This window comes from Variovorax nivicola (assembly GCF_051216475.1).
Taxonomy (GTDB): Bacteria; Pseudomonadota; Gammaproteobacteria; order Burkholderiales; family Burkholderiaceae_C; genus Variovorax.
In genome coordinates this window covers 971,919-985,751 of sequence record NZ_JBPJZK010000001.1, presented here as the reverse complement: position 1 = coordinate 985,751, position 13,833 = coordinate 971,919, and the positions used below count along the sequence as shown (strand labels likewise).

Genomic DNA, 13,833 nt, shown 5'->3' with positions numbered 1-13,833 from the left:
GGCCAATGGCAGCGAGAAAGCGGCTGAAGGGGCTTGGGGGCGGGCGCCGCTAACGCACGCCAGCGCCGGCCACCACGGCAGTGCGCGTCACAAGCAAGACCTGGTCCTCGCCCGCCGAGGTTTCGAGCCAGACGACTTCGAGCTGCGGGAAGGCGGCCTCGAAATAGTCGCGCTCGTTGCCGATTTCCAGCACCAGCACGGCCTGCTCGCTCATGCGCGAGGGCGCGTCGGCGAACAGCTGGCGCACGAAATCCATGCCGTCGGTGCCGCCGGCCAACGCCAGTTCAGGCTCGGCGCGGTATTCGGCGGGCAGGGCGGCCATGCTGGCGCTGTTCACGTAGGGCGGGTTGCACAGCACCAGGTCGTACGGGCCGGGCAGGTTCTTCAGCCCGTCCGATTCGATCAGCGTGACGCGGGCGTCCAGCTGGTGACGGGTGACGTTGATGGCTGCCACTTCGAGCGCCTCGACCGACAGGTCGGCCGCGTCCACCGTCACGTCCGGGTAGGTCAGCGCCGCGAGCACCGCGAGGCTGCCGTTGCCGGTGCACAGGTCGAGTACGCGCTGCGTATGCTCGCCCAGCCAGTAGTCGATGCTGCCGTCGGCGATCAGCTCGGCGATGAAGCTGCGCGGCACGATGGCGCGCTCGTCCACGTAGAAGGGCACGCCCTGCAGCCAGGCTTCCTTGGTGAGGTAGGCGGCGGGCTTGCGCGTGGAGATGCGCTCGTCGATCAGCGCGGCGACCTTGCCGGCGTCGGCAGGCGACACGGGCCTGTCGGCCACGCTGTCGATGTCGTCCAGCGGCAGCTTCAGGCGCCACAGCACGAGCCAGGCAGCTTCGTCGAAGGCGTTGGCCGTGCCATGGCCGAAGGCCACGCCGGCTTCTTCAAGTCGCTTGGCGCCCGACTCGATCAGTTCGATGACCGTGCTCATGCCGCAAGCGCAGCATCAAGCTGCTTCAGCGTGCGCACGTAGATGTTCTTCAGCGTCTCGATCTCGGCCACGTCGATGCGCTCGTCGATCTTGTGGATGCTGGCGTTCACCGGGCCGAGTTCGACCACCTGCTTGCAGATCTTGGCGATGAAGCGAGCGTCGCTGGTGCCGCCGCTGGTCGACAGCTCGGTCTCGATGCCGGTCTCGTCGCGGATCGCGCCCTGCACGGCCGTGACCAGTTCGCCCGGCGTGGTCAGGAAGGGCAGGCCGCCGATGGTCCAGGCCAGCGTGTAGTCGACCTGGTGCGCATCGAGCACGGCGTGCACGCGCTGCTGCAGCGACTCGGGTGTGGATTCGGTCGAGAAGCGGAAGTTGAAGTCGATCACCGCGCTGCCCGGAATCACGTTGCTCGCGCCGGTGCCGGAGTGGAAATTGCTGATCTGCCAGCTGGTCGGCTGGAAGTAAGGGTTGCTCGCGGCGTCCCAGCCGCCGGCGGCGTTGATGGCCACCAGTTCGGCCAGTGCAGGCGCCACGGTGTGCACAGGGTTCTTGGCCAGGTGCGGATAGGCGATGTGGCCCTGCACGCCCTTGACCGTGAGCTTGCCGCTCATGGTGCCGCGGCGGCCGTTCTTGATCATGTCGCCGCAGCGCTCCACGGCAGTGGGTTCGCCGACGATGCAGTAGTCGATGACCTCGCCGCGCGCGGCCAGTGCATTGCAGACGATGACGGTGCCGTCGACGCCGGGGCCCTCTTCATCGCTGGTGAGCAGCAGGGCAAGCGTGAGCTTCGGCTCGGGCACGGCCTGCAGGAATTCCTCAATGGAGGTCACGAAGGCCGCGACCGAGGTCTTCATGTCGCAGGCGCCGCGGCCGTAGAGCTTGCCGTCGCGGTGCGTGGGCGTGAAGGGGTGGCTGGTCCATTGCTCGACGGGGCCGGTGGGCACCACGTCGGTGTGGCCGGCGAACACGAGCGTCTTGGTCGCGACCGCGTTCGCGGGGCGGCGCACCGCCCACAGGTTGGTCACGCGAAAGTCGGCCGGTCCGCTCTCGATGGTTTCCAGCGCGAAGCCCAGTTGCGCCAGCCGCTCGCCGAGGATCTGTTGGCAGCCCGCATCGTCGGGGGTGACGGAGGGGCGCGAGATGAGTTGTTCGGCGAGCTGGAGCGTACGGGACATCGGGAAAGGGCTTGGTTCAGAACTTCACGTCGAGCGTGATGTCGGTGAAGGTGGGTTCATCGACCTGGTCGGTCAGGTGGCGGTCGTCGACCTGCGGCTTGGGCGCGGCGCGGTTCTGCAGGCGCCACATCAGGTTGGTGGGCGAGTCGGCTTGCGACAGGCCTTCTTCGCGGGTGACGCGCTCTTCGGTGATGAGGCGGGCGATGTCTTCCTCGAAGGTCTGCGAGCCTTCGGCCATCGACTTTTCCATCGCTTCTTTCACCGCGGAGAAGTCGCCCTTTTCGATCAGCTCGGCCACCAGCGCGGTGTTGAGCATGACCTCCAGCGCCGGCACGCGGCCGCCGGCCGGCGTGCGCAGCAGGCGCTGCGACACGATGGCGCGCAGCGCACCGCCCAGGTCGCCCAGCAGCGTGGGCCGCACCTCGACCGGGAAGAAGCTCAGGATGCGGTTCAGCGCGCGGTAGCTGTTGTTGGCGTGCAGCGTGGCCACGCACAGGTGGCCCGACTGCGCGTAGGCGATGGCGGCGGTCATGGTGTCGCGGTCGCGGATTTCGCCGATCTGGATCACGTCGGGCGCCTGGCGCAGCGCGTTCTTCAGCGCCGTCTGCAACGAGGTGGTGTCGCTGCCCACGTCGCGCTGGTTCACCACCGACTTCTTGTTTGTGTAGGTGAACTCGATCGGCTCCTCGACCGTGAGGATGTGGCCGCTGGCGTGCTCGTTGCGGTAGTCGAGCATCGAGGCCAGCGTGGTGGTCTTGCCCGCGCCGGTGGCGCCGACCATCAGGATCAGCCCGCGCTTTTCCATGATCAGCGTCTTCAGGATGTCGGGCAGGTTCAGATCGGCAAAGCTCGGGATGTCGGCGGCAATGTGCCGCACCACCACCGCGTAGGTGCCGCGCTGGCGCATGGCGCTCACGCGGTAGTTGCCGGCGCCTTCGAGGGCGACGGCCATGTTGAGTTCGCCCGTGCTTTCCAGCTCCTGGATGCGGGCGGCGGGCACCACTTCGGACAGCAGCGCGAGCGGTGCGCTCGGCGGCAGCACCTGCGCGTTGATGGGCACGCAGATGCCGTTGATTCGGATCAGCACCGGGGAGTGGGCCGAGAGGTAGATGTCGGAGGCCTTGCGCTCGGCCATCAAACGAAGAATTCGCTCCATCATGTTCATCGGTCTCTCTCCTCGGGTGCTGTTGTTTTCTCTAAGGGGAAAAGGGTTCGGCCTTGAAGGGGCCGATCAGTCGCGCAGCAGGTCGTTCAGCGAGGTCGTCGAACGCGTCTTGGCATCGACCTTCTTCACGATGATGGCTGCGTACATGCTGTAGCGGCCGTTGTCCTTGGGCAGGCTGCCGGCCACGACGACCGAGCCGGAGGGCACGCGGCCGAAGTGGGTTTCGCCGGTGGCGCGGTCATAAATGGGGGTGCTCTGGCCGATGAACACGCCCATCGACAGCACCGAGTTTTCTTCGACCACAACGCCTTCGACCACTTCCGAGCGGGCGCCGATGAAGCAGTTGTCTTCGATGATGGTGGGGCCGGCCTGCAGCGGCTCGAGCACGCCGCCGATGCCGACGCCGCCCGACAGGTGCACGTTGGCGCCAATTTGTGCGCACGAACCCACGGTGGCCCAGGTGTCGACCATGGTGCCTTCGCCCACGTAGGCGCCGATGTTCACGTACGAGGGCATCAGGATCGCGCCCTTGGCGATGAAGCTGCCGCGGCGGGCCACGGCCGGCGGCACGATGCGCACGCCCGATTCCTTCAGCTCACCGGCCGACAGGTGCGAGAACTTGGTCGGCACCTTGTCGTAGAAGCCGAGCGAGCCGGCCTGCATCTGCTCGTTGTCCTTCAGGCGGAACGACAGCAGCACGGCCTTCTTGATCCACTGGTGCACGGTCCACTGGCCGACGGCTTCGCGGGTGGCCACGCGCAGCTTGCCGTTGTTCAGCTCGGTGATGACGTGCTCGACGGCGTCGCGCACTTCGGCCGACGAGGCGGTGGGCGAGATGTTGGCGCGGTCGTCCCACGCGGCGTCGATGATTTGTTGCAGTTGCTGGGTCATTGAGAAGGTCTCGGGTGAAAAATGGGTGCGGGCAGGAAAGCGGGTCAGCGGCGGGCGTCCTTGCAGAAGCGGACGATGCGCTCGGCGGCCTCCACGCATTCGGCCGTTCCGGCCACCAGTGCCATGCGGATACGACCGCGGCCTGGGTTGGCGCTGTGCGCGGTTTCGCGCGCGAGATAGCTCCCCGGCAGAACCGTCACATTGTATTGAGCGTAGAGCGCGCGGGCGAAGCCTTCGTCGTCGCCAGCCCACACTTCTGGCACGCCGGCCCAGAGGTAGAAACTGGCGTCGGGCAACCGCACGTCGAGCACGGGTTCGAGCAGCGGCGTGACGGCCGCGAACTTGGCGCGGTACTGGGCGCGGTTGTCGACCACGTGAGACTCGTCGCCCCAGGCCGCGATGCTGGCCGCCGCCACGGTGCCGCTCATGGCGCTGCCGTGGTAGGTGCGGTAGAGCAAGAACTTCTTGATGATGGCCGCGTCGCCCGCCACGAAGCCGCTGCGCAGGCCGGGCACGTTGCTGCGCTTGGACAGCGAAGTCAGCGCGATCAGGTTGCGGAAGTCGGGCCGGCCGAGCTTCACCGAGGCTTCGAGGCCGCTGAGCGGGGGCTCGTCGCGGAAGTAGATTTCGCTGTAGCACTCGTCGGCGGCGATCACGAAGCCGTGGCGGTCAGACAGGGCGAAGAGCTTCTTCCACTCGTCCAGCGACATCACCGCGCCCGTCGGATTGCCCGGCGAGCAGACGAACACCAGTTGCGTGCGGGCCCAGACGGCCTCGGGCACGCTGTCCCAATCGACCGCGAAATTGCGCGCGGGCACGCTCGCCACGTAGTAAGGCTCGGCGCCCGAGAGCAGGGCCGCGCCTTCGTAGATTTGATAGAACGGGTTGGGCGACATCACCACCGGCTGCGGCGAAACGGTGGGGTCGACCACGGTCTGCGCCAGTGAGAACAGGGCTTCGCGCGAACCATTGACGGGCAGCACCTGCGTGGCGGGGTCGAGGGCGAGGCTGTAGCGGGTTTTCAGCCAGTCGGTGAGGGCGGTGCGCAGCGCCAGGTCGCCGGCGGTGGCGGGGTAGGCGGCCAGTGCGCCGAGGCTGGCACTGAGCGCGTCCTTGATGAAGCCCGGCGTGGCGTGCTTGGGTTCGCCAATGCCCAGGCTGATGGCCGGGAACTCGGGGTTGGGCGTGACGCCCGCGAACAGTTGCTTCAGCCGTTCGAAGGGATAGGGTTGCAACCGGGAAAGCAGGGGATTCATGCCCGGGATTATCGGTGACAGGTGTTACCGCTCCTGTCGAAGCGGCTACTGGCAACGACGACGGCGGCCATTACGGCTGCCAGGCGTCAGGCCGCGCTGCGCCGGTAGAAGGCCAGCGAGCCGGCCAGCGCCAGCAGCATGCCGCCGCAGGCGCGATCGATCCAGCGCGTGGCCGACACGGTCAGCAGCCGGATCGCGCGGGCGCCGACAAAGGCATAGGCCAGCATCACGGCCATGTCCAGGCCCGCGAAGATCAGGGCAATGACGATGTACTGGGGCGCCTGTGCGGCAGAGGGATCGATGAACTGCGGCAGCAGGGCCGAGCAGAAGATGTAGCCCTTGGGGTTGGTCACCGCCACCAGGAAAGACTTGAAGAAGATGCGCCGGCTTTCGCCCGCCGTGACCGAAGGCGCTGCATCGGCCGCCGGAAGATGGAAGCCACCCTTGGAGCGCAGCATGCGCAGCCCGAGCCAGGCCAGGTACACCGCGCCGACCCACTTCAGCATCGAGAACCAGAACTCCGACGCCGCCAGCAGCGCGCCCAGGCCGAGCGCCACGGCGCCGACCAGCACGAAGTCGGACAGCACCGCGCCCAACATGCCCGGCAGGGCCCGGCGCACGCCGTGGCGCGAGCCATTGCTGAGCGCCAGCAGCACAGTGGGGCCGGGCGTGGCGATGGCCGCGAAGGCCACGATGGCGAAGAGAAGGGCGGTGGCGAGCGTCATCGGGGCAGTCTCCTTGGTAGGTTTTCAGCGGCCGGTCAGATCTTCTTGACCAGTACCTGGCTCTTGCGGTCCCAGTTGTACTTGCGCTTGCGTGCTTCGGGCAGCCAGTCGGGGTTGACCTGCTGGAAGCCGCGTTTCAGGAACCAGTGCATGGTGCGCGTGGTGAGCACGAAGATGCTGTCCAGGCCCATGGCCTTGGCGCGGTGCTCGATGCGCTTGAGGATGCGCTCGCCGTCGCCCTGCGACTGCGATTGCGGCGACACCGTGAGCGCGGCCATCTCGGCGGTGCGCGCCTCGGGGTACGGGTAGAGCGCCGCGCAGCCGAAGATCACGCCGTCGTGCTCGATCACCGTGTAGTGGCCCACGTCGCGCTCGATCTCGTTGCGGTCGCGCTTGACCAGCGTGCCGTCGCGCTCGAAGGGTTCGATCAGCTGCAGGATGCCGCCGATGTCGTCCACCGTGGCTTCGCGCAGGCTTTCGAGCTTTTCGTCGATCACCATGGTGCCGACGCCGTCGTGCACGTACACCTCCAGCAGCAGCGAGCCGTCGAGCGCAAACGGCAGGATGTGGTTGCGCTCCACGCCGCCCTTGCAGGCCTTCACGCAGTGCTGCAGGTAGAAGCCCGTGTCGGTCGGTTTCTGGGCCGGTGGCAGCGAGGCCAACAGCTTTTCGGCGGCGTCCAGCGGCAGCTCGGTGTCGATCGGGTTGTCTTCGCTCTCGGGCAGCTCGCTGTCGATGCGGATGCCGGGGATTTCCGTGAGGAAGATCAGCTTGTCGGCCTGGATGGAAATGGCGACGCTGGTGGCCACCTCTTCCATCGTCAGGTTGAAGGCTTCGCCGGTGGGCGAGAAGCCGAAGGGCGACATCAGCACCATCGCGCCGAAGTCCAGCGTGCGGCGGATGCCGGCCGCGTCCACCTTGCGCACCAGGCCCGAATGCTTGAAGTCCACCCCGTCGACCACGCCCACCGGTCGCGCGGTGATGAAGTTGCCCGAGATCACCCGCACCGTCGAGCCCGCCATCGGCGTGTTGGGCAGGCCCTGGCTGAAGGCGGCCTCGATCTCGTAGCGCAGCTGGCCGGCGGCTTCTTGCGCGGAGTCGAGCGCCACCTCGTCGGTGATGCGGATGCCATGCGAATAGCGCGCCTCGTGGCCCTTTGCCGCGAGCTGTTCATTGACCTGCGGCCGGAAGCCGTGCACCAGCACGATCTTCACGCCCATGCTCTGGATCAGTGCCAGGTCTTGCGCAATGTTCTGCAGCTTGCCCGCCGCAATCGCCTCACCCGCCAGGCCGACCACGAAAGTCTTACCGCGGTGCGTGTGGATGTAGGGCGCGACCGAGCGGAACCAGGGCACGAAGGTGAAATTGAAGACGGTGGACATGGGGCGTGATTGTGCATTCATGAGGCGTCATTTGCCTGACTCGGGCGATTCAGGCGATAGCGCGCAGCACGCGGGCTGCGCTCGCGGGAACGGCCGCTCCGGAGCCCCCGGGCGGCGTCGGCGGTGGCAGGCCGGCGTTGCGGGCGCGGAAGGTTGCCAGCAGTGCCGCATAGGCGTCTGTCGCGGCACCGGCCGCCGGGTCTGGTAGCTCGAGCATCGCAGCCAGTTCGGCCGGCGCGATGGAGCCTTCGCGCAGCAACGCGTCGACCACCGCCATCAGCGCAGGCGTGTGCGCGTCGAGCAGCGCCAGCGCGCGTGCGTGCTCCTGCGCCAGCAGGGCCTCGATCTCGGGGTTGGTCGCCTCGATGTCGGTGTTGACGTTGTCGCCCGGGTCGTTCGCGACGTCGGTGCGGCTTAGGCGCGTGCCGAAGGCGAAGTGGCGCACGTACTGCGCTGCGTAGGCGGTCGCCTGCATGAAGTCTTGCGTGGCGCCCGAGGTGCAGGCCTGCTCGCCGAACACCAGTTGCTCGGCGGCGCGGCCCGCGAGGCTCACGCAGATGCGGTCTCGCAGGTTCTCCTTCGACCAGGCCTTGCGCTGCTCGTAGCTGTTGTAGCCGCCCTCGAACGAGGCCACGTTGATCTTGATCTCCTGCGGCGCGCGGGCGAACAGCAGGCCGTAGGCCACGCCGTGGCCCGCCTCGTGCACGGCGAGCAGGGCGCGAAAGTCCTCGCTCGAACGCTGCTTGAGGCGGCTCAGCTCCAGCGCGACCGGAAACTGGCGGCGCGCCTTGCGGTATTTGGCCGTGATGCACGACGCGCCCGCGTCCAGCGTGAGCCACACCGGCTCGCTGCCGTCGGCGCCTTGCTCCAGCGCCCACAGCGCGGCATTGACCAGCGTCGCGCTCAGGATCGCGTGGATCGACGAGAACAACGGGCGCGTGCCTTGCGCCGGGAACACGGCGTTGGCGTAGATCTGCTCGTACACGCTCGCGTCGAGCACGAAGCGCACGCCGGAGCTTTCCTGGATCTCGGCCACGTAGCGGTCGCAGATCGACAGGATCAGGCGCACGTAGGTCGCGCGGTTGAACGAGGGGTAGATCACGTGGTTGTTGCCCAGGCGGGCGATCTGTTCGGGGCGGAAGCGCTCGGCCAGCGCCTTCTTCACGTCGATGACGGAGAGCTTCTTCGTCAGCGCGTGGAAGATGTCGGCGTCGGTGTCGCAGTCTTCGACGCGCTGGGCCGTCTCGGCGTACATCTCGTCGAGGTTGCCCGAGACGAACACCAGCAGCTTGCTGTAGTCGGTCTCCCAGCTCTGCTGCGTGTCGCGGAAGGCGCGCAGGCGCGCGTGCACCTCGGCGGGCTTCCACGCCATGATCTGCAGCAGGGTCTCGGAGAGCTTCAGGCAGCGCTTCACTTCGCGCGCCTCCCAGGGCGACAGGTGCAGCTTGCGCTTCTTGTCGTATTTCTTCTTGTCGGTGCCGTCGCGGTCCTGCGTGTATTCGGCGTACGCGAGCGAAGACTCGATCTCGCCGAGCATCGAGAGCGCGGGCGGCAGGCGGCCGTCGGACAGCAGTGCCCACACGTCCTGGTAGCGCTCGACCTTGGCGTCGTTGCCGCCGCTGTCGACGGTGCGAAAGCGCTGGAACTCGTCGAGCACCAGGATGCCGGGCATGCCTTCGGCGATGCCCGATTCGGCCAGCATGGCCGAGATGGAGCCGCGGCTGTGGTGGCCCGAGCCATGGCTGAAGCCGTCCATCTGCACTTCGATGAAGCGGTCGTAGAAGCCCAGGTGCTGCGCTAGCGTGCGCACCAGTTGCGTCTTGCCGGTGCCGGTAAGGCCCCAGAGGCAGACGATCACGGGGCGGCTGATGAGCTGGGGCAGCACATACCAGGCGCGCAGCGAATCGATCACGCGGTCGATGATGTCGTCGATGCCGAAGAGCTCGGTCTTCAGGGCTTCGGCGACGGTCTGCAGGTGGAGCGTGCGCTCGGCGAGCTCTGCGTGCAGACGGGAATGAATGTCTTTGGACATGGTGTTTTTCTTCTTTGATTCTTTTGAATCGAACAGGTACGGAAAGGCGGCCGCTCCTTCGGCATGAAGGAGTCAGCAGGCAAGACGCTGTGGGTGTCGGTTGCGGCGCTTCGGTGTTTGAAGCGCGCCGACGTGAGCGAGGGCGCGGGCTTCAGGCCGGGCGAGGCAACTTGACCCGTCCATGCGCGGCGGGCGCATGGCTTGCGCAGCGACGGCGCAAGGTGGTGGGGGCAAGGCAGGACATGGACGCGATCGTAGTAGCGGTTTGCAATTGAGTAAAGACTATTTACGGATCGTGTTGCAACGGAACAGCGTGCTGTGGATGCTCTGCAACAACCGCCGTGCGCACCGATAATCGACGGTTTGCCCGCCGCGCCAGCCCGACGCCTGTTTTCCCTTGACGACCACGACACCCCTTCGCATCGAATTCCCCGAATCGCTCCCTGTCTCGGGCAGGCGCGACGAGATCATGGCCGCCATCTCGGCGCATCAGGTCGTGATCGTTTGCGGCGAGACGGGCTCGGGCAAGACCACGCAGCTGCCGAAGATCGCGCTCGCGCTGGGCCGCGGCAAGCTCAACGCCGAGCCGGGCAAGGGCCGGCTCATCGGCCACACGCAGCCGCGCCGCATCGCCGCGAGCTCGGTGGCCAAGCGCATTGCCGAAGAGCTGAAGACGCCGCTGGGCGACGTGGTCGGCTTCAAGGTGCGCTTTCAGGATCGCCTGTCGCGCGACGCTTCGGTCAAGCTGATGACCGACGGCATCCTGCTGGCCGAGACGCAGACCGATCCGCTGCTGAAGGCCTACGACACGCTCATCATCGACGAGGCCCACGAGCGCTCGTTGAACATCGACTTCCTGCTGGGCTACCTGCGCGAGATCCTGCCGCGCCGGCCCGACCTGAAGGTGATCGTCACCTCGGCCACCATCGACGCCGACCGCTTCGCACAGCATTTCGCATCGGCCAAGGGACCGGCGCCGACCATCATGGTGTCGGGCCGCACCTTCCCGGTGGAGCAGCGCTACCGGCCCTTCGAAGAATCGCGCGAGCATGACCTGAACGACGCGATTGCCGATGGCGTCGACGAGCTCTGGCGCGATCCGCACAACGCAGGCGACATCCTCGTGTTCCTGCCCGGCGAGCGCGAGATTCGCGAGGCGGCCGACCATCTGCGCCGCCACCTGAGCCACCAGCCGCTGCTGCGCAATGCCGAGGTGCTGCCGCTGTTCGCGCGGCTCTCGGGTCCCGAGCAGGACCGTATCTTCGACGGCCACACGGGCCGGCGCATCGTGCTGGCCACCAACGTGGCCGAAACCTCACTCACCGTGCCGGGCATCCGCTACGTGATCGACACCGGCACGGCACGCGTCAAGCGCTACAGCTTCCGCAGCAAGGTCGAGCAGTTGCTGGTCGAGCCGATTAGCCAGGCCGCGGCCAACCAGCGCGCGGGCCGTTGCGGGCGCGTGGCGAACGGCATCTGCATCCGGCTCTACGACGAGAAGGATTTCGAAGGCCGCCCGCGCTTCACCGATCCGGAAATCCTGCGTTCGTCGCTGGCCGGCGTGATCCTGCGGATGAAGTCACTGCGCCTCGGCGACGTGGCGCGCTTCCCGTTTCTGGAGGCGCCGTCGCCGCGCGCGATTGCCGACGGCTACCAGTTGCTGAACGAGCTGGGTGCGGTCGATGACGCCAACGAGCTCACGCACACCGGCGCCGAGCTGTCGAGGCTGCCGCTGGACCCGCGTGTGGGCCGCATGATTTTGGAAGCCCGCTCGCGCGGTGCGCTTGAAGAAGTGCTCATCATCGCCTCGGCCCTCAGCGTGCAGGACGTGCGCGACCGCCCGATGGAAGCGCAGCAGCAGGCCGACCAGGCGCATTCGAAGTTCGACGACGAGAAGAGCGAGTTCAGCGGCTACCTTCGCCTGTGGAAATGGATCGCCGACGCGCGCGGCGGCCATGGCGACACCCATAAGCTCAGCAACCGGCAATACGAACAGCTGCTGCGGCAGAACTTCATCAACATCCGCCGCGTGCGCGAATGGCGCGACATTCATTCGCAGCTGCTCACCGTGGTCACCGAGCACAAGTGGCGCCTCAACGCGGAGCCGGCCGGCTACGAGCCGCTGCACCTGTCGATGCTCGCGGGCCTGCTGGGCAATGTCGGCTGGAAGCTCGAAGACGACGAGGCCTACCTCGGCGCGCGCGGCATCAAGTTCTACAAGCACCCTGGCGCGCACCTGAAGAAGAAGCCGGGCCGCTGGATCGTCGCGGCCGAACTGGTCGAGACCACGCGGCTCTTCGGGCGCGGCATTGCCAACGTCGAGCCGCAGTGGCTCGAACAGGTGGCGGGGCATCTGCTGAAGAAGCAGCTGCTCGATCCGCACTGGGAGAAGAAGGGCGCGCAGGTGTCTGCGCTGGAGCGTGCGACGCTGTACGGCCTCGTCGTCTACAGCGGCCGGCGTGTCGATTTCACCAAGGTCGACCCCGTCGCGGCGCGCGAGATCTTCATCCGCGAGGCGCTGGTCGCTGGGCAGTGGGAAAGCAAGTTCCCTTTCCTGCAGGCCAACCGCAAGTTGGTGCGCGAGGTCGAAGGGTTGGAGCACAAGTCGCGTCGGCAGGACGTGCTGGTCGACGACGAACTGATCTTTGCCTTCTACGACGCACAGCTGCCTGCCGACGTGGCCAGCGGCATCACCTTCGAGAACTGGTACCGCCATGCCTCGAAGGACCAACCGCGCCTGCTGTTCCTGACACGCGACGAACTGATGCGCCACCAGGCGGCCGGCATCACGACGCAATCGTTCCCGCCGACGCTGCGGCTCGGCGGCGTGGACTGCGCCGCAACTTACCTGCACGAGCCCGGCGACGCGAAGGACGGCCTCATGGTCAGCGTGCCGCTGTTCGTGCTCAACCAGGTGAGCGAGGAGCGCTGCGAGTGGCTGGTGACGGGCATGCTCAAGGACAAGATCCAGGCACTGCTCAAGAGCTTGCCGCAACGGCCGCGCTCGCGGCTGGTGCCGCTGCCCGAGTCGGCGTCGAAGCTGGCGGAAGAACTCGCCGTGCCTGAGATGTTCGGCACGGGCTCGCTGACCGACGTGCTGCTCAAGCGCGTGCGCGACATGACCAGCATCGACGTCAAGCGCGCGGACTTCAAGCTCGACATGTTGCCGCCGCACCTGTTCATGAACCTGCGCGTGATCGACGAGCACGGGCGGCAACTGGGCATGGGGCGCAACCTCGGTGCGCTGAAGGCTGAACTTGGTGCGCAGGCGCGTGGTGCCTTCCAGGCGCTGGCAGGGCTCAACGTCAAGGCGTCGCCGGAGAAGAATGCGGCGGCTGTGCCCGAAGGCAAGTCCGGGGCGCCTGCGAAGGATGCGAGCCAGGCGACAGCACCCGCTGCGTTGCCCGCCGGCCAGCGCTACACGGGCTGGACTTTCGGCGAGCTGCCCGAGCTGATGGAAGTGCGCCGCGGCTCGCAATCGTTGATCGGCTTCCCGGCGCTGCGCGACGAAGGCGACGCGGTGACCATCGAAGTGTTCGACGAGCCCGCCGTGGCAGCCGCCAAGCACCGCGCCGGCCTGCGCCGTTTGTTCGCGCTGCAGCTGAAGGATGCGCTCAAGTACCTCGAGAAGAACATTCCCGATCTGCAGAAGATGTCGGTGGCCTACATGCCGCTCGGCACTTCCGAGGAGCTGCGCACGCAGATCATCGACGTGGCGATCGACCGCGCCTTCCTGCAGGAGCCGTTGCCGACCGACGAGTTCGCGTTCAAGCGCCGCTTGGAAGAGGGGCGCGGGCGCCTCACGCTGATCGCCAACGAGGTGGCCCGGCTCGCGTCGACCATCCTCATCGAATACGCGGCGGCCGCGCGCAAGATCAAGGAGACCAAGATCCAGCCCGACGCCGTGCAGGACGCCGCGCAGCAGTTGCAGCGGCTCGTCGGCAAGCGCTTTATCGCCGATGCGCCGTGGACGCAGCTGCAGCACTTCGCGCGCTACCTCAAGGCGATCGTCCTGCGGCTCGACAAGCTGCGCGCCGATCCGGCGCGCGATGCCGCCAAGCTCGCCGAGCTGAAGCCGCAGGACCAGCGCTACTGGCGCCTTGTGGCCGAACGCAAGGGCGTGGTGGACGACCGCATGCTCGAGTTCCGCTGGCTGCTCGAAGAGCTACGCGTGAGCTTCTTCGCACAAGAGCTGCGCACGCCGCAGCCGGTGAGCGTGAAGCGGCTCGACAAGGCCTGGGCGCAGCTGCAGGCCTGATCCGCAGGCCGCCGCAGT

9 protein-coding genes are annotated in these 13,833 nt (G+C 67.1%); 1 reads left to right on the top strand and 8 read right to left on the bottom strand.

Annotated elements, in window-relative coordinates:
* Nucleotides 1-49 precede the first annotated feature (49 nt).
* The 8 genes from prmB to ACSFBF_RS04595 form a co-directional block, all read right to left on the bottom strand.
* The gene (prmB, locus tag ACSFBF_RS04630; protein WP_435465138.1) at nt 50-931 is read right to left on the bottom strand and encodes a 50S ribosomal protein L3 N(5)-glutamine methyltransferase; all 882 of its coding nucleotides are present in this window, start codon (nt 929-931) and stop codon (nt 50-52) included.
* Nucleotides 928-2,106, bottom strand: a complete 1,179-nt coding sequence (gene dapE, locus ACSFBF_RS04625; RefSeq protein WP_435465137.1) for a succinyl-diaminopimelate desuccinylase — start codon at nt 2,104-2,106, stop codon at nt 928-930. The genes prmB and dapE overlap by 4 nt, the downstream gene beginning before the upstream one ends.
* A gap of 16 nt (nt 2,107-2,122) precedes the next feature.
* Nucleotides 2,123-3,271 carry a PilT/PilU family type 4a pilus ATPase gene (locus ACSFBF_RS04620; protein ID WP_435465136.1) on the bottom strand — a complete coding sequence of 383 codons (1,149 nt, stop codon included), beginning with the start codon at nt 3,269-3,271 and terminating at the stop codon, nt 2,123-2,125.
* 66 nt (nt 3,272-3,337) lie between these two features.
* Nucleotides 3,338-4,162 (bottom strand): 2,3,4,5-tetrahydropyridine-2,6-dicarboxylate N-succinyltransferase, encoded by an 825-nt coding sequence (gene dapD, locus ACSFBF_RS04615; protein WP_435465135.1) that lies wholly within the window; start codon nt 4,160-4,162, stop codon nt 3,338-3,340.
* 44 nt (nt 4,163-4,206) lie between these two features.
* Entirely contained in the window at nt 4,207-5,418 is a 1,212-nt protein-coding gene (dapC, locus tag ACSFBF_RS04610; protein ID WP_435465134.1) for a succinyldiaminopimelate transaminase, read from the bottom strand.
* An 86-nt stretch (nt 5,419-5,504) separates the two neighbouring features.
* Nucleotides 5,505-6,143, bottom strand: a complete 639-nt coding sequence (locus tag ACSFBF_RS04605) for a LysE family translocator (RefSeq protein ID WP_093173888.1) — start codon at nt 6,141-6,143, stop codon at nt 5,505-5,507.
* Between the two features lie 35 nt (nt 6,144-6,178).
* A complete protein-coding gene (gene argA / locus ACSFBF_RS04600) occupies nt 6,179-7,525 on the bottom strand; it encodes an amino-acid N-acetyltransferase (protein ID WP_093054709.1) in 1,347 nt (448 codons plus the stop codon).
* A 49-nt stretch (nt 7,526-7,574) separates the two neighbouring features.
* Complete coding sequence (locus ACSFBF_RS04595) at nt 7,575-9,557, bottom strand: AAA family ATPase (RefSeq protein ID WP_435465133.1); 1,983 nt, start codon at nt 9,555-9,557, stop codon at nt 7,575-7,577.
* Nucleotides 9,558-10,026: 469 nt separating this feature from the next.
* On the opposite strand from ACSFBF_RS04595, the gene hrpA reads away from it, so the two are divergent.
* Complete coding sequence (gene hrpA, locus ACSFBF_RS04590) at nt 10,027-13,815, top strand: ATP-dependent RNA helicase HrpA (RefSeq protein ID WP_435465923.1); 3,789 nt, start codon at nt 10,027-10,029, stop codon at nt 13,813-13,815.
* Nucleotides 13,816-13,833 lie beyond the last annotated feature (18 nt).